This is a genomic window from Streptomyces sp. NPDC056161, assembly GCF_042268025.1.
Lineage (GTDB): Bacteria > Actinomycetota > Actinomycetes > Streptomycetales > Streptomycetaceae > Streptomyces.
The window spans coordinates 50188-66711 of the sequence record NZ_JBHJUV010000041.1; the positions used below are offsets into that span (position 1 = coordinate 50188).

Here is a 16524-nt window from a genome sequence, read left to right on the forward strand (position 1 = left end):
CGGGCCGGAGTTCTCCGCGCCGCTCGGGCGGGCCGGTGCGCCGGGGTCCGGGCGGTGACCGGTACGTCGGATGCGCGGGATCGGGGTGCCGGGTGAGCGTCGGCGCCGGGCTGTGGGCGGGTCGTGGCTGCTCGCGCAGTTCGCCGCGCCCCTATGGATGTGCGGGTTCGGGGTGCCGGGTGAGTGTCGTCGCCGGGCTGTGGGCGGGTCGTGGCTGCTCGCGCAGTTCCCCGCGCCCCCACGGGGGCGTGTCCGCCGCACGGGAGATCAAGGAGGCAGGGTCCCATGCTTGATCACGTCATCAAGGGCGCGACCGTCGTGGACGGGACCGGTGCGCCCGGATTCACCGCCGACGTCGGCATACGGGACGGCCGGATCGCCGCCGTCGGCACCGTCACCGAGGAGTCCCGCAGCACCGAGGACGCCACCGGCCTGGTCCTCACCCCCGGCTTCGTCGACCCCCACACCCACTACGACGCCCAACTCTTCTGGGACCCGTACGCGACCCCCTCCCTGAACCACGGGGTGACCACCGTGGCCGCCGGCAACTGCGGGTTCACCCTGGCGCCGCTGAACCCCGGACGCCCTAAGGACGCCGACTACACCCGGCGGATGATGTCCCGGGTGGAGGGCATGTCCCTGGTGGCGCTGGAGGAGGGCGCGCCCTGGAGCTGGCACTCCTTCGGGGAGTACCTGGACGCCCTGGAGGGCCGCATCGCGGTCAACGCCGGGTTCATGGTCGGCCACTGCGCACTGCGGCGCCACGTCATGGGCCCGGACGCCGTCGGCGGACAGCCCACCGACGACCAACTGGCCGCGATGGTCCGGCTGTGCCACGAGGCCATGGACGCCGGCGCCTGGGGCTTCTCCACCACCCAGTCCTCCTCGCACTCCGACGGCGACGGCCGGCCGGTGGCGTCCCGGCACGCCCGGCCCGCCGAACTGCTCGCGCTGGCACGGGCGGTGGGGGAGCACGAGGGCACCCAGATCGAGGCGATCGTGGCCGGCTGCCTCGACCAGTTCAGCGATGCCGAGATCGATCTGTTCGTGGAGCTGAGCGCGACCGCCGGGCGGCCCCTGAACTGGAACGTCCTGACCATCGACGCGGCCGTCCCGGAACGGGTGCCGCGGCAGCTGAGCGCGAGCGAACGGGCCCGGAAGGCGGGCGGCCGGGTGGTCGCGCTGACCATGCCGATCCTCACGCCGATGAACATGTCCCTGGGCACCTTCTGCGCCCTGAACCTGATCCCCGGCTGGGGCGGGATCCTCGGCCTGCCGGTGCCCGAACGGATCGCGAAGCTGCGTGACCCCGGGGTGCGGGCGGAACTGCTGCGCCGCGCCCGGTCCAAGGAAGCGGGCGTCTTCCGGCGGCTGACGGACTTCGGGCGGTACGTCATCGGCGACACCTACAGCGAACACAACCGCGGGCTGACCGGCCGGGTGGTCCAGGACCTGGCCCGGGAACGGGACCAGGAACCCTTCGAGTGCCTGGTGGAGATCTGCGCGGCCGACGACCTGCGGACGGTCCTGTGGCCGATGCCCACCGACAACGACCCGGCCTCCTGGACGCTCAGGGCACAGACCTGGCAGCACGAGGACGTACTGCTCGGCGGCTCCGACGCGGGCGCCCACCTGGACCGCATGTGCGGGGCCCCGTACACCACCCGCTTCCTCGGCGACTGCCTGCGCGGTCGCGGGCTGGTCGGCCTGGAGACGGCGGTGAAGATGCTGACGGACGACCCGGCGCGGCTGTTCGGGCTGCGCGAGCGCGGCCGGATCCGCGAGGGCTGGCACGCGGACCTGGTCCTGTTCGACCCGGAGCGGATCGACGCGGGCCAGGCCACCCTGGTGCACGACCTGCCGGGTGACAGCCCGCGGCTGGACTCCCGGGCGATCGGGATCCGCGCGGTGTGGGTCAACGGCGTCGAGGCGATCCGCGACGACGCGGTGAGCGGGGCGGTGCCCGGCCGGGTGCTGCGCTCGGGCCGCGACACCGAGACGGTGAGCACGCGGTGAGCCGGGACGGGTGCGTCGTGGGGTGGGACGGTGCGCACGTGGTGGGTCGGGACGGGTGTGTCGTGGGGCGGGACGGTGAGTACGCGGTGAGCCGGGACGGTGAGTACGGCGTGGAGCGGGACGGTGGGTACGCGGTGGGCCGCGATGGTGGGCAGGGGACGGTGAGTACGTCGTGAGCCGCGACGGTGGGCACGGCACGAGCGGCCCGGACGAGCGGCAGCCGCTGTTCGTCGGCGGCGAGTGGGCCGAACCGGCCGCCGGCCACTACCCGGTGACCGACCCGGCGACGGAACGGACCGTGGGCCTCGCCCCGGAGGCGTCGGCGGACCAGGCGCGGGCGGCCTGCGCGGCGGCCCGCGAGGCGGCCGGCCCCTGGTCGCGGACGCCGCCGCGGGAACGGGCCGCCGTGCTCGCGCGGGCCGCCGACCTCATCCGCGGCCGGCTGGTCCCGTACGCCGACCTGGCCCGCGCGGAGACCGGCGCCACGACCGGGACGGCGCGCGGCATGCAGGTCGCGGTGGCGACGGCCCGGTTCCGCCGCTACGCACGCGTCGAACCGGCCGAGTGGGCGATCGAACCGCAGATCAACGAGGCGGGCCCGATGGGTCCCGCCGCCGTGCTGGGCGCCCTCGCGGTACGGCAGCCGGTCGGGGTCGTCGCCTGCATCACCTCCTACAACAACCCGTGGGCGAACCCGGCCGGAAAGGTCGCCCCGGCGCTTGCGATGGGCAACACGGTGGTCGTGAAACCGGCCCCGCAGGACCCGCTGTCGGTGTACCGGATGGCCCGCGCGCTCCAGGAGGCGGGCGCCCCGCCGGGAGTGGTGAACGTCGTCTCGGGGCGCGCGGTGGGCGTCGGCGAGGCGGTCGTGGAGTCGCCCGACGTCGACATGGTCAGCTTCACCGGGTCCACCGCGGTCGGGCAGCGCATCGCCGAGGTGTGCGGACGCACGATGAAACGCCAGCTGATGGAGCTGGGCGGCAAGGGCGCGGCGCTCGTCTTCGACGACGCGGACCTCGCCTTGGCGGTCGCCGGGATCGGCACCACGTTCTCCTTCTACAGCGGGCAGATCTGCACCGCGCCGACCCGGGTACTGGCGCAGCGCGGGGTGTACGACCGGCTGGTCGCCGGGCTCGCGGCGTACGCGGCACGGCTGAAGGTGGGCGACCCCGCGGCGCCGGACACGGTGGTGGGACCGGTGATCTCGGCCGCGCACCGGGACCGGGTCGAGGCGTATGTCGAACTGGCCCGCAAGGAGGGCGCGACGGTGGTGGCGGGCGGCGAACGGCCGCCGCTGGAGCACGGTTTCTACGTGGCGCCGACCCTGCTGGCCGACTGCACGAACGACATGCGGTCGGCCCGCGAGGAGATCTTCGGCCCGGTGGTGTCCGTGATCCCCTTCGACGACGAGGAGGAGGGCGTCCGGCTGGCCAACGACAGTGACTACGGCCTGCTCGACTACGTCTGGTCCGGCGATGTGGCCCGTGCCTTCCGGGTGGCGCGGCGGCTGCGGGCCGGCGGGGTCGGCATCAACACCGTCGGCCGCAACATGGAGGCGCCGTTCGGGGGCTTCAAGCGGAGCGGAGTGGGCCGGGACGTCGGTTCCTACGCCCTGCACGCCTACAGCGAGGTCCAGGCGCTGGTCTGGCCGGGGTGAACCACCGGCGCACGCCCGGCCGCCCCACGTACGGCCCTTCGCGTACGGCCCTTCGCGTACGGCCCTTCGCGTACGGCCCTTCGCGTACGGCCCTTCGCGTACGGCCCTTCGCGTACGGCCCTTCGCGTACGGCCCGCTCACGCCGTCAGGTCCACCCGGACGGTGAGCAGATCGGTGCCGAAGGCCCGGACCGCGGTGCTGTTCAGCAGGGGCAGCCGGCGCAGCCGGGCCAGGGCGTCGTCGTCCGGGAGGAGGTACGCGGTGCCGGTGTGCCAGCGGCCCCTGATCCGGACCCGGACCCGGGGATCGGCCTGGATGTTGCGCACGTACTGGGACTTCAGGCCGAACTCCGACACCAGCCAGAAGGCGTCGCCGACGCGCCGCCCGCCCACCGGCGTCCGCCGGGGCAGGCCCGAGGTGCGGCCCGTCGTCTCCAGCACCGTCTGCAACGGAAGTCGCCGGGTGAGCGGATTGGCCAGATGACGCTGGAAGCGGGTGACGATGCGGTGCTTCAGCTCGGGACGGCTGGACATCGGGGTCTCCTGACGACGGCGGGACGGCGGGACGGCGGGACGGCGGGACGGATAGGGCGGATAGGGCGGATAGGGCGGCGGGATTGCGGAATCGGTGTGGTGGGAGGGACGGTACGCCCGCGAGCGCCGGGGGACGGTGCGCCGTCGACCGCTCATGCGAAGGTACGCCCATGAGAGTCGAGGCCGAGACCATCCGCACCCGTCGGCTGGAGTTGCGTCCCCTGCTCGTCGAACACGCGCGGGAGATGGCCGAGGTGCTGTCCGACCCCGCCCTGCACACCTTCACCGGCGGCACCCCGCTCACCCCGCCGGAGCTGCGCGCACGCTACCGGCGGCTGGCGGCCGGCTCCCCCGACCCCGCCGTCACCTGGCTGAACTGGGTGGTCCTGCTGTGCGACGAGGACCGGCTCACCGGCACCGTCCAGGCGACGATCGCCGCTGCGGCCGACGGGGGAGCGGTCGCCGAGGTCGCCTGGGTGGTGGGCACGCCGTGGCAGGGGCGGGGCATCGCCACCGAGGCGGCCCGCGCACTCGTCGACCGGCTCGCCGGGCGGCCGGTGCGCAGGATCGTCGCGCATGTGCACCCCGGGCACCACGCGTCCGCCGCCGTCGCTGCCGCCGCCGGTCTGGAACCGACCGACGAGCGGCAGGACGGCGAGGTGCGCTGGACCCGCGACCTCGGCGGCGGCCCGGGACCGTCGGACCCGTGACCTCGGCGGCGGCCGGCCCGGGACCCTCGGGCCCGTGTGACCTCGGCGGCCCGGGGCCATCCGGTCCATGACCTCAGCGGCGGCCGAGGAAGATCGGGTTCGTGAAGCCCGCGAGCGCACCGGGCACCGGGCCCGCCGCCGTCTCGTGCCGCAACTCGGCCCGTACGTACGCCGCGTACGACGGTGTCGTCCGCCACTCCACGACCCCCGAACCGCTCACCGGCAGCGGGTCGCTGGTCAGCAGGACACCCTCGTCGGTGACGAGGCGGACCGTGCAGCGCGGTGCGCCGGAGACCTCCAGACGGACCGTCACCGGCGTGTCCGGGTCCACCTCAAGCCGCTCGCCGATGCCCGCCTGCCGGGCCCGTCCGCCGGTGGCGGTGAACGTCATCGTGACGGCCTTGGACTCGGCGACGTAGGAGCGGCCCGCGCGGATGCCCTCCTGGATGGCCTCGCGGGTCAGGTCGTCGGCGAGGACGACCGTCTGGGGCGAGCCGACCGGGTCCGGGTCGCGGTGCGCGTCGCTGTTGCCCATCGCCGGCAGCCACGGCCGGTTCTCCCGCACCGACGCCACCAACTGGTTGTCCCACTCGGCGAGCGTGACCTCGTCGTCGGGGGTGTAGGGGCCGTTCCACACCTCCACCGCGTCCGCCTCGCCGAAGCCGAACTTCCAGCCGCAGCCGACGCAGGTGGCGTGCGGATGGGCCGGCACGACCAGGCCGCCGGACTTGCGGATCTGCCGGGCGAACCGGCCGAACCGGTTCTCCCTGGCCCGGTAGCGCCAGTCGACGAAGGTGCCCGGGTCCGTGCCGAGGGCCACCACGTGGCCGTTGCGCGTGGTGATCTCCTCGCCCAGCATGATCAGGAGGTCGTCGCCCGCCGCGTCCGCCCAGTGCGCGTGCGCCGAGTGCGTGTTGTGGTCCGAGGAGTTGATGAAGTCCAGGCCCGCGGACCGGGCCAGCGCCGCGATCTCGGCGGGCGTGCGGCGGCCGTCGGAGTACCAGGAGTGCAGATGGCAGTCGCCCCGGTACCAGGCCCGGCCGCGCCCCTTGGCCCGCTCGGGCGGATACACCGGCCGCACGGCCTGCCCCTGCGGGCCGTAGGTCAGCGTGACGGTGAGTTCGTAGGCCAGGCCCTGCGGCGCCACCGTGTAGGGGCCGAGGACGACGTACCAGGTGCCCTTGCCGACCGGGCCCGGGAGATAGCCCGGGGTCGCGTCGTCCGCCCGGACGAAGAACTCCGTGCGGGCGCCGCCCGACCAACCCCGGAAGCCCTCGCCCCCCAGGTCGGTGCCGCGCTGGTCGAACAGGCCGATGTCGAGCGCGTTGCCCTGGACACCGGCCGGCACCGACGGTCTCTCGTAGGTGTAGGAGACCTTCAGCTCCCGCACCCCCGAGGGCACCTCGACGGGTACGTAGACGAAGTCGGGGGCGCCGGGCGGCAGGGTGCCGCGCACGGTCCTGATCTCTTCCTGCTGTCCGTCCGCTGCGGCGAAACTCACGCTCCCCAACGTAAGCGCCGCCGCGGCTCCCGTCACGAACAGGGCGCGCCGGCCCAGACCGTGTCCGCCGCCGTGGTCCTCATCGCACATGCTGCTCTCCCTCGTGCTCGTGTCGCGGGTGGCTGCCGTGGGTGGTGGTGCGGGGTCGTGCACATGGGGGTGGGACCGTGCACATGGGGGGTGCACATCGGACCGTGCACATGGGGCGTGCACATCGGACCCACATCGGACCGTGCACATGGGGGGTGTGCGTCACTCTCGTACACGGTCGTGAACCACGGGACAAGGGAAGGGAAGCGATCGTTGTCGGGCCCCTGCCATTCCGAGGTGGACGGTGCCGGTACGGGGGCGACGGAATGCCGACCGGTCGGTATGGACAGTTGACGGCAGTCCGGGTACAGATGGGGGATGCGTATCGCCGTCACGATCTTCCTCACGGACGAGACCATCGCGCCCGTCCGCCTCGCCCGGGAACTGGAGGAGCGCGGCTTCGCCGGGCTGTATCTGCCCGAGCACACCCACATCCCCACCGAGCGCACGACCCCGTACCCGATGGGCGGCGACCTGCCCCGTGAGTACGGCCGCACCCTCGACCCCTTCGTCGCGCTCGGGCAGGCCGCCGCGGTGACCGACCGGCTGGGCCTCGGCACCGGCATCACGCTCGTCGCGCAGCACGACCCGATCGGCCTCGCGAAGCAGATCGCGACCCTGGACCACCTCTCCGGCGGCCGGTTCACCCTGGGCGTCGGCTTCGGCTGGAACGTGGAGGAGGCCGCCGACCACGGCGTGCAGTGGCGCACCCGCAGGGAACTGGCCCGCGACCGGGTACGGCTCATGCAGGCGCTGTGGGCCGACGAACCCACCGCCTACGAGGGGGAGTTCGCCGGCGTCCGGGCCAGCCACGCCCACCCCAAACCGGCGCAGAAGCCACGCGGCCCGGTGACCGGCCCGCGCACCCTGGTCGGCGGGGCCGCGGGACCCAAGCTGTTCGCGCACATCGCCGAGTACGCCGACGGCTGGCTGCCGATCGGCGGGCGCGGCCTCGCCGAGTCGCTGCCCGTGCTGCGCGCGGTGTGGGCGGACGCAGGACGCGACCCGGCCGCCCTCCAGGTGGTGCCGTCCGCCGTCCTGCCCACCCCCGGCAAGCTCGCCCACTACGCGGAACTCGGCATCGAGGAGACGGTGGTGCAGTTGCCGCCGGCGGGGGAGGCGGAGGTGCTGCGGGTGCTCGACGGGTACGGTGCGCTGGTGGAGGCCCCTCGGCGCTGAGCCGGGGTGCGGGCGCGGGGCTCTCGGACCGGCCCGCCCGGGACGGCCCGGTCACCGGGACAGCCCGGTCATCGGAACGGCGCGGTCATCGGGAGCCCGGTCATCGGAACGGCGCGGTCATCGGAACGGCGCGGTCATCGGAACGGCGCGGTCATCGGAACGGCGCGGTCATCGGAACGGCGTGGTCATCGGAACGGCGCGGGTCGCCGTCGGCCGATCAGCCCTCGTGGGGAAACAGGGCCATCATCTGGTCGGCGATGCGGTGCAGCGCTTCCCGCGGTGCTCCCGAGGCCGCCTGGACGGCCAGCCCCTGGATGACCGTGATCAGGAGTTGCGCCAGCGCGGCCGGGTCGCAGTGCGGGGGAAGGCCGCCCGTGTCGCGGAACCCCTGTAGTCGGTCGGTGAGCAGTCGGATCTTGTTCCTGCCGATACGGGCCAGCAGTTGCTGGGCTGGTTCCGAGCGAGGGCCCACCGCGAGGGCGCCGTGGACGGTGAGGCAGCCGTGCGGGGTGCGGTCACCGGCGACCGTGTCGATGGCGGCGTCCAGGAGGGTGCGTACGACCGCCGGGGCCGTCGGCGCTTCCAGGGCTGCCTCCAGATATCCGCCGGGCCCGGCGAGGTAGTGCTCCACGACTCGTTTGAACAGCGTTTCCTTGTCGCCGAAGGCTCCGTAGACGCTGGGGGCGCTCATTCCCATGGAGGCCGTGAGGTCGGACATGGAGGTGCCCTCGTAGCCCCGGGCCCAGAAGACCAGCATGGCCGCGTCCAGCGCCTTGTCCGGGTCGTAGCTGCGCGGACGGCCACCTGGCATGGCGGTTCACTACCTTTCCAGCGGATTCCCAGACCGTAACACGGGGGTGCGAGCCCAACTGCGGTGCGCCTTCCGGGGATCCACCCGCCCGCGCTCTTGACGGGCCATCACCCGACCCATAGTTTACTAGCGATCGCTACAAAACTCGTCGTCCGTCGAGGAGGAAGCGCCGTGAGCTTGGTGGACCCGCATGCGTCCGACCCGCGCCACACGAAGAGGAACGCCGTCTACGTCCCCGCCGGAGGAGGCAGGAACATCTGGGCCGCCGGGGACACCTACACCCTCAAGGTCGGAGCCGAGGAGACCAACGGGTCCCTCGCCCTGCTGGAAGCGACCGTCCCGCCGGGCGGCGGACCGGACCCGCACGTGCACAACGACCATGACGAAGCCTTCTACCTGCTCTCCGGCGAGCTGGAGTTCCTCAACGGCGACGAGCCGGTCACGGCGGGCGCGGGCGGGTTCTTCTTCGTGCCCCGTGGCACCAGGCACCGCTTCATCAACCGCGGGTATCACGCGGCGCGGATGATCTTCTTCTTCACCCCCGGCGGCATAGAGGAACTCCTGGTCGCCTCCTCGACGCCCGCCGCGCCCGGGGTGGCCCCCTCCGTCCAGGAACTCCGGCCGTCGCCCATGGCGGAGCTGATGGTGCGCTACGCCACCGAGCAACTGCCGGATCCTGCCGGGTCCTGAGGGACGTCCCGCCTGCTCGCCTGCCCGCGCGGCGCCGCGACCGTACGGCGCCGCGACCGTACGGCGCCGCGACCGCACGGCGCCGCCGGTTCCAGCCGTGAAGAAAGGAAGCGAACGTGTCGACCGGGCTCGACGGTTTCGAACACGCCTACGCGCACGTCAACGGGGTGCGGCTGCACTATGTGACGGGCGGTTCGGGTGACCCGCTGGTGCTGCTCCCGGGGTGGCCCCGCACCTGGTGGCAGTACCGGAAGATGATGCCCGCCCTCTCGGAGCACTTCCGCGTCATCGTCTGCGAGTACCGGGGCATGGGCGACTCGGAGAAACCCGAGTCGGGTTACGGCAAGGCCAACATGGCCCAGGACATCTACGCACTCGTCCGGCACCTCGGCTACGACCGGGTCAACATCGCGGGCGAGGACGTCGGTTCCTGGATCGCGTATTTCTTCGCCGCCACCCATCCGCAGAGCACGGCGAAGCTGGCGATGTGGGACCCGGGAGCACCCGACCCGGTACTGGCCGCCCTGCCGGTGCTGCCCGCGTCGGCGGAGACCAACGCATGGCACTTCGGGTTCAACCAGCTCGACGGCCTCCCCGAGCGCCTGCTCGCGGGCCGGTACCGCATCCTGATCGACTGGTACGCCGAGAAGATCGCCGGTGATCCGGCGGCCATCGACGCGGAGAGCCGCGCCGTGTACGCGCGGGCGTACGACTCGCCCGAGGCGATCCGGGCGGTCGCCGGCTGGTACCGGACGCTCTCACAGGACATCCAGGAAGCGACCCGTTTTCCCGAGCTGACCATGCCGGTCCTGGTACCGGGCGGAGAGTTCCTGGACATCTCCCGCGCGTCGAACGAGCACCGGGCCAGGGACATCCGGTTCGTTAAATTCCCCGGAGCCGGCCACTATTTGGCGGAGGAACGCCCGGAGGAGCTGAGCCGGGAACTGATCGGCTTCTTCGGCGAGGCCTCCGTCACTGCTCACTCCTCCTGAACCACCGGAGCGCCCGCCCCCACTCGTCGAACAAGAACCAGCGCTCCCGCCGTCGAGCAGCGGAGTCAGGGTCCCGCGGTGCAACGAGGCGAAGCCCGCGACTGCCTCGCTCTCGTCGGCGCACCTGGTGCGGGCCGGGCCGGCCGATCAGCTCGTGGCGTCCTCGACGGCCGCGAAGATGTCCGAGTCGGTCTCCTTCTGCCAGTCCGGCAGATCCTGCCAGTCGGCGACGTAGCCCGGCTTCGGGTTCTCGAAGTGCCTGTACATCTGGGCCGTCCAGCACGTGGCGACGAAGCGCCCTTTCTGCTCGCGCGTCAGCCGCGCGGCATGGCGCCCGCTCAGGTCGAGGAACTGACGAACCTGCTCGTACACGGCAGCCGCGGCTTCCCGCTCCCAGGGAGGAGTGTCGTCCCACGGGGTCACGTAGCTCGGCTTCGGTTCCCCGGGGAAGTACTTTCGCACTCCCGCGATCCATGCCTCCCGGAAAACCCGGGCCCCATCGGTCACCGACATGCCAACGCCTCTCGTCACGTCGTGCACAGGGCGTCGATCTCGGCGCCCAGTTCAGCCACACGGCTGTCCCGGCCAGCGGTCACCGATTTCCGCGTACGGGGCTTGGAGTTTAGGGCGGCGACATGAAGGTGCAGGGGGCTTCGGGTGCGTTGTCGTCGACGTGAGGCAGGAAGGTTCACCCTGAAGGCTGGCCGGAGTCCGCCAGGGCCCTGCGTCTGTTCCGTTCCCTCCGGAGTCCCGCCCGCCGGGACCTACCATCGAAGTACTGCAGCCTGAGCATTCGCACTGGGGTAGGTGACCGTGAGCAACTGGGCAGACCTGACGAACGGTGAGCGCATCAAGCACCTGCGGGGTTCTGATCTGACACAGCAGGGTCTTGCCGATGTTGCGGGGCTGTCCCTCGCGTTGGTGCAGAAGGCCGAGCAGGGCCGGGGTGAACTGTCCGTCGGTTCGCTGCTCAAACTCGCCCATGCGTTGAATACGGACGTGTCCGTGATCCTGGGTCAGCAGGCGCCGAGGCGGGGCATGGACCAGGGTGACCGTGCCGCGCTGCGCCGGCTGTCCGATGCCGTGCACGAGAGCGCCCTCGGCGAGTGGGAAGGCGTCGAAGACCCGAGTACCGTCGACGAACTGAGCGAGGCCCGCAACCGCGCGTGGGACGCCTACTGGGCGAGCGACACGGCGACGGTGAGCAGTTACGCCTCGAAGGTCCTCATGGAAGGACAGGTCAGGTACGCAGGTGCCACCGGCAGCGAGCGGCTGCGTTTGGGATCGGTTCTGGCGAGCACGTATCGGGTGGCCGCCTCGTGCTCCAACGGATTCGGGCAACGTGACCTTGCGTTGAGCGCGCTCACCTCCGCGAAGCAACTGGCGAAGGAAGTCGACGACCCTGTGCTGACCGCGCTGCTGGAGTCCACGCTGTCGTGGATCTACCTCCGCGGAGCCAAACTGCCCCGTGCCGTGGCCGTGGCCGAGCGAGCGGCGACGGCGATCGAACCGTCGTTCAGCAACGGGTCGCGACCGCAGCTGCTTGCGTACGGACGCCTGATGATCTCCGCTGCCGTGGCGGCGTCGAGGCGTGAGGACGAGAACGCGGCCGACGACTACATTTCCCAGGCACACGCGGCGGCGGCGAGGCTCGGCCGGGACGAGAAGCTGTACGGGACCAGCTTCGGCCCAACGGCGGCAAAGACCGAAGCCGTTGGAATTCACGTCGCGCTCAAGAACTACGGGCGCGCACTCAAGCTCGCGAGCCACCCCGACATGAAGAAGCTCCCCAAGTCCATGTCGAAGGTGGCCCGCAACCGCTACAAACTCGACGTCGCCCTCGCCCAGTGCGCGGCCGGACTCCACGATCAGGCGGGGGACACGCTGATCGAGGTGGGCCTCGACGCCCCGGAGTGGGTCAGGCATCAGGCGTTGCCCGGTGTCATCGGGAAGCGTCTCGCGAAGGTCTCGACGGCGCGCGTCCGCAGGATCGGCGAAGTGATCGGCATGCCGTTGATCGCGTGAGTCGTGCGGAACGGTGTGTGTCGTACGGAACGGTGTGTGTCGTACGGAACGGTGTGTGTCGTACGGAACGGTGTGAGTCGTACGGAACGTACGAGCGCGTGTCGCGCGACCTCGACCGATGTCACTCATCGTCACTTCACTGTGTGTGATCGCACGGGCACGATTGATGCATGGTCAGCACTGAGGGCGGACAGAGGCAGGGACGGACCGGAGTCCGTCGAACCGAACGTGACCTGAGGAGGCGTCAGGCACTCGCCGACGCGGCGGCGGGAGTCTTCCCGGGCGAGGCCGACGTGCCGGCCGAGGCCGCGAGGATCGAGCGGTTCCGCTGCGTGATCTACCTGTGCGGCGCTCCCAGCACGGACTTCGCGGCGCCTCGGGAGGAGTGCACGGAGTACGCCGAGGCGTTCGGGTGGGAGATCACGGACGTGATCGAGGAACGCGCGGGGCTGCTCCCGCCGTACGGGCGTGCCGGGCTGGGGCAGGCCGTCGAGTGCGTCAGGAGTGGCGAGGCCGGGGCGGTGCTCACGGCGTGGCGCTCGATGATCTCGTCCGTTCCGCAGGAGTACGACGAGGTGGCGCGCGAAATCGAGAAGGCCGGTGGCTTTCTGCACGTCAAGGACGTGACGCGCAGGGAGCGGGGGGCGGCGCGGTGACCCGGCGGGTGTTCCGGTACGTGCCGTTCACCATCGAGCAGGACCCGACGGCGGAGCCCGAGTACGAGGCGCGCTGCGTGTCCGGCGACGATGCCGAGTGCGGCGCGGAGTCCGGTACGCACAGCGGCCCGGAGCCGGTCGAGGAGTGGCAGCGCAGGCACACGCAGGAGACCGGGCACCGGCGCTGCTGGCGGGACTTCGGTGACTACGCGGTGCTGCGGCCCCCGCCGGAACTGGCCGGGTGCGTACGGCCGGTCGGCGGTGAGCCGTGATGTTCGTCCCGGCCGTGGAGCGCCCGTGGCGGGACGCGTGGCCGTCGGCAGCGCGGCCCGGTGACGGCAATGCCTGGGTGGCGGGGACGTGCTGGCTGTACTGCCGTCGCGCGGGCGTGGCCGTGCTGTGGGTCGGCTCGGTGACCACGCCGGGCGCCGCGGGCGACGTGTACGCCTGCGGCCCGTGCATCGCGGAGCTCGACCACATGGTGCGCGTCCAGGTGCGTGGCCGGGACGGCTGCGACAACCGCCCCGCGTAGCACGCCACCGTCACCCTGTGGGCCGAGGTGCCCGGGTCCGGCCCGGCCATCGTGGACGGGCCGTCGATCCATCCGGCCGGTCATCAGGTGGACGGCCGCCGTCGGAACGCTTCTACCCGGTGGCGTCCTCGACGGCCTCGAAGATGTCCGAGTCGGTCTCCTTCTGCCAGCCCGGCAGATCCTGCCAGTCGGCGACGTAGCCCGGCTTCGGGTTCTCGAAGTGCCTGTACATCTGGGCCGTCCAGCACGTGGCGACGAACCGCGGACCGCGCCTCGACGGCGGAACGATTGCCCCTTGGCCAGAGCCTCTGAGTCAAGCGCGCCTCTGAGCGCGTTCTCAGCAAGATCAAGGCGACCAAGCCGAATGCAGCGGGCGCCGCGCTCCTCGGCGAGACGCGAACCGTCGAAGCGGAGCCCGGTACCTGTCGACCACAAGCTGCGTCTTCTCCGCTCTGATCAGCCCGAACGTATGCTCAAAGAATGACGAATTCCGCGACCTCCGGAACCGGCCCGACCGAGAACTCCATGCGTCGCGCCCTCAAACGTGCCCGGGAGGGCGTCGCCCTCGACGTCGCCGAGGCGGCCGTGCTGCTCCAGGCGCGTGGCGCGGACCTCGACGACCTCACCGCGTCCGCCGCCCGGGTGCGGGACGCGGGGCTCGACGCGGCCGGCCGGCCAGGCGTCATCACCTACTCCAAGAGCGTCTTCATCCCGCTCACCCGGCTGTGCCGGGACAAGTGCCACTACTGCACCTTCGTCACCGTCCCCGGCAAGCTGCGCCGCGCCGGGCACGGCATGTTCATGTCTCAGGACGAGGTCCTGGACATCGCCCGCAAGGGCGCGGCGCTCGGCTGCAAGGAAGCGCTGATCACGCTGGGCGACAAGCCCGAGGACCGGTGGCCCGAGGCGCGCGAATGGCTCGACGCGCACGGCTACGACGACACCATCGCCTACGTCCGGGCGATCTCCATCCGCATCCTGGAGGAGACCGGCCTGCTCCCGCACCTCAACCCGGGTGTCATGACCTGGACGGACTTCCAGCGGCTGAAGCCCGTGGCGCCCTCCATGGGCATGATGCTGGAGACGACGGCCACCCGGCTGTGGTCCGAGCCGGGCGGCCCGCACCACGGTTCCCCGGACAAGGAACCCGCCGTACGGCTGCGCGTCCTGGAGGACGCCGGACGCTCCTCCGTGCCCTTCACCTCCGGGATCCTCATCGGGATCGGGGAGACGTACGAGGAGCGGGCCGAGTCGCTGTTCGCCCTCCGGAAGGTCTCCCGCGCCTACCACGGCATCCAGGAGCTGATCATCCAGAACTTCCGCGCCAAGCCGGACACGGCGATGCGCGGCATGCCGGACGCCGAGCTGGACGAGCTGGTCGCCACGGTCGCGGTCGCCCGGCACATCATGGGCCCGAGCGCCTGCCTCCAGGCCCCGCCGAACCTGGTCGACGCCGAGTACGAGCGGCTGATCGGCGCCGGCATCGACGACTGGGGCGGGGTCTCGCCGGTCACCATCGACCACGTCAACCCGGAGCGGCCCTGGCCGCAGATCGAGGAACTGGCCGCGAAGTCCGCGGCGGCCGGCTTCGAACTGCGCGAGCGGCTGTGCGTGTACCCGGAGTTCGTGCGGCGCGGCGAGCCCTGGCTCGATCCGCGGCTGCGCCCGCACGTGGCGGCGCTCGCCGACCCGGAGACCGGCCTCGCCCGCTCCGCGGCCCGTCCGGCGGGGCTGCCCTGGCAGGAGCCCGACGAGGCGTTCACCGCCACCGGCCGCACCGACCTGCACCGCACCATCGACACCGAGGGCCGCACCGGCGACCGGCGCGAGGACTTCGACGAGGTGTACGGCGACTGGGGCGCGCTGCGGGAGGCGGCGGCCCCCGGGATGGTCCCGGAGCGGATCGACACGGACGTGCGGACGGCACTGGCGACCGCGGCCGACGACCCGACCCGGCTGACCGACGCGGAGGCGCTGGCCCTGCTGCACGCCGACGGCCCCGCGCTGGACGCCCTCACCAAGATCGCCGACGACGTGCGCCGCGCGGCCGTCGGCGACGACGTCACCTACATCGTCACCCGCAACATCAACTTCACCAACGTCTGCTACACCGGCTGCCGGTTCTGCGCGTTCGCCCAGCGCCGTACGGACGCCGACGCCTACACCCTCTCCCTCGACCAGGTCGCCGACCGCGCCCAGCAGGCGTGGGACGTGGGCGCGGTGGAGGTGTGCATGCAGGGCGGCATCCACCCCGACCTGCCCGGCACCGCCTACTTCGACATCGCGAAAGCGGTGAAGGAACGCGTCCCGGGGATGCACGTGCACGCGTTCTCGCCGATGGAGGTGGTCAACGGCGCCACCCGCACCGGCCTGTCCATCCGGGAGTGGCTGACGGCGGCCAGGGAGGCCGGGCTCGACTCCATCCCCGGTACCGCCGCCGAGATCCTGGACGACGAGGTGCGCTGGGTGCTCACCAAGGGCAAGCTGCCCACGGCGACCTGGATCGAGGTGATCACGACCGCGCACGAGCTGGGCATCCGGTCGAGTTCGACGATGATGTACGGCCACGTCGACCAGCCCCGCCACTGGCTCGGTCACCTGCGCACGCTCGCCCGCATCCAGCAGGAGACGGGCGGTTTCACGGAGTTCGTGACGCTGCCGTTCATCCACACCAACGCGCCGGTGTACCTGGCGGGCATCGCCCGGCCGGGCCCCACGGTGCGGGACAACCGGGCGGTGACCGCGATGGCCCGGCTGCTGCTGCACCCGCACATCCCGAATATTCAGACAAGTTGGGTCAAATTGGGTACGGAGGGTGCGGCGGAGATGCTGCGCTCCGGTGCGAACGACCTGGGCGGCACGCTGATGGAGGAGACCATCTCCCGCATGGCGGGCTCCTCCTACGGCTCGTACAAGTCGGTGCGCGACCTGGTCGCGGTGGCCGAGGCGGCGGGCCGTCCCGCCCGGCCCCGGACCACGCTCTACGGGGAGGTGTCCGAGGAGCGGCAGCGGGCGGCGGCGGCCTCCGACGGGCATCTGCCCGAGCTGCTGCCGGTGCTGGACTGACCACGGGAACGACCGGGGACCGGGCCCCTCGCGGCGCGGCCGGGCAGGACGGTCACAGTACGATGA

At 71.9% G+C, this 16524-nt stretch carries 15 protein-coding genes; 11 read left to right on the forward strand and 4 right to left on the reverse strand.

Translation table 11 applies throughout. The features are described from left to right. Positions 1-285: 285 nt before the first annotated feature. Together ACFC09_RS31650 and ACFC09_RS31655 are read left to right on the forward strand one after the other, a co-directional pair. Positions 286-2016, forward strand: coding sequence for an amidohydrolase family protein (locus ACFC09_RS31650; RefSeq protein ID WP_376533807.1), 1731 nt, complete (start codon positions 286-288; stop codon positions 2014-2016). Positions 2017-2188: 172 nt separating this feature from the next. Next, a complete protein-coding gene (locus tag ACFC09_RS31655) occupies positions 2189-3673 on the forward strand; it encodes an aldehyde dehydrogenase family protein (RefSeq protein WP_376533809.1) in 1485 nt (494 codons plus the stop codon). 137 nt (positions 3674-3810) lie between these two features. Here the strand turns inward: ACFC09_RS31655 and ACFC09_RS31660 are convergent, their stop codons facing one another. Further along, positions 3811-4206, reverse strand: a complete 396-nt coding sequence (locus ACFC09_RS31660) for a nitroreductase/quinone reductase family protein (RefSeq protein WP_376533811.1) — start codon at positions 4204-4206, stop codon at positions 3811-3813. Between the two features lie 170 nt (positions 4207-4376). On the opposite strand from ACFC09_RS31660, the gene ACFC09_RS31665 reads away from it, so the two are divergent. Continuing rightward, a complete protein-coding gene (locus ACFC09_RS31665) occupies positions 4377-4916 on the forward strand; it encodes a GNAT family N-acetyltransferase (protein WP_376533813.1) in 540 nt (179 codons plus the stop codon). 73 nt (positions 4917-4989) lie between these two features. Here ACFC09_RS31665 and ACFC09_RS31670 read toward each other — a convergent pair whose 3' ends face one another. Further along, complete coding sequence (locus ACFC09_RS31670; RefSeq protein WP_376533815.1) at positions 4990-6507, reverse strand: CehA/McbA family metallohydrolase; 1518 nt, start codon at positions 6505-6507, stop codon at positions 4990-4992. A gap of 318 nt (positions 6508-6825) precedes the next feature. Between ACFC09_RS31670 and ACFC09_RS31675 the strand changes: the two genes are divergently transcribed. After that, positions 6826-7686 carry an LLM class F420-dependent oxidoreductase gene (locus ACFC09_RS31675; RefSeq protein WP_376533817.1) on the forward strand — a complete coding sequence of 287 codons (861 nt, stop codon included), beginning with the start codon at positions 6826-6828 and terminating at the stop codon, positions 7684-7686. Between the two features lie 217 nt (positions 7687-7903). Here the strand turns inward: ACFC09_RS31675 and ACFC09_RS31680 are convergent, their stop codons facing one another. Next, a complete protein-coding gene (locus ACFC09_RS31680) occupies positions 7904-8497 on the reverse strand; it encodes a TetR/AcrR family transcriptional regulator (protein WP_376533819.1) in 594 nt (197 codons plus the stop codon). Positions 8498-8668: 171 nt separating this feature from the next. Here ACFC09_RS31680 and ACFC09_RS31685 point away from each other — a divergent pair, with 171 nt between their 5' ends. Together ACFC09_RS31685 and ACFC09_RS31690 are read left to right on the forward strand one after the other, a co-directional pair. Next, complete coding sequence (locus tag ACFC09_RS31685) at positions 8669-9187, forward strand: cupin domain-containing protein (protein WP_376533821.1); 519 nt, start codon at positions 8669-8671, stop codon at positions 9185-9187. Between the two features lie 116 nt (positions 9188-9303). Next, positions 9304-10179 (forward strand): alpha/beta fold hydrolase, encoded by an 876-nt coding sequence (locus ACFC09_RS31690; protein WP_376533823.1) that lies wholly within the window; start codon positions 9304-9306, stop codon positions 10177-10179. 147 nt (positions 10180-10326) lie between these two features. Here the strand turns inward: ACFC09_RS31690 and ACFC09_RS31695 are convergent, their stop codons facing one another. Further along, the gene (locus ACFC09_RS31695) at positions 10327-10692 is read right to left on the reverse strand and encodes a hypothetical protein (RefSeq protein ID WP_376533825.1); all 366 of its coding nucleotides are present in this window, start codon (positions 10690-10692) and stop codon (positions 10327-10329) included. A 300-nt stretch (positions 10693-10992) separates the two neighbouring features. On the opposite strand from ACFC09_RS31695, the gene ACFC09_RS31700 reads away from it, so the two are divergent. The 5 genes from ACFC09_RS31700 to ACFC09_RS31720 all read left to right on the forward strand — a co-directional run bounded on the left by ACFC09_RS31700 (position 10993) and on the right by ACFC09_RS31720 (position 16458). Then, on the forward strand, positions 10993-12204 hold the full coding sequence (locus ACFC09_RS31700) for a helix-turn-helix domain-containing protein (RefSeq protein ID WP_376533879.1): 1212 nt from the start codon (positions 10993-10995) through the stop codon (positions 12202-12204). A 170-nt stretch (positions 12205-12374) separates the two neighbouring features. Next, on the forward strand, positions 12375-12860 hold the full coding sequence (locus tag ACFC09_RS31705; protein WP_376533827.1) for a recombinase family protein: 486 nt from the start codon (positions 12375-12377) through the stop codon (positions 12858-12860). Further along, the gene (locus tag ACFC09_RS31710; RefSeq protein ID WP_376533829.1) at positions 12857-13132 is read left to right on the forward strand and encodes a hypothetical protein; all 276 of its coding nucleotides are present in this window, start codon (positions 12857-12859) and stop codon (positions 13130-13132) included. Before ACFC09_RS31705 ends, ACFC09_RS31710 begins: the two co-directional genes overlap by 4 nt. Continuing rightward, on the forward strand, positions 13132-13392 hold the full coding sequence (locus ACFC09_RS31715; RefSeq protein ID WP_376533887.1) for a hypothetical protein: 261 nt from the start codon (positions 13132-13134) through the stop codon (positions 13390-13392). Before ACFC09_RS31710 ends, ACFC09_RS31715 begins: the two co-directional genes overlap by 1 nt. A gap of 480 nt (positions 13393-13872) precedes the next feature. Further along, entirely contained in the window at positions 13873-16458 is a 2586-nt protein-coding gene (locus tag ACFC09_RS31720) for a bifunctional FO biosynthesis protein CofGH (RefSeq protein ID WP_376533831.1), read from the forward strand. Positions 16459-16524: the final 66 nt, after the last annotated feature.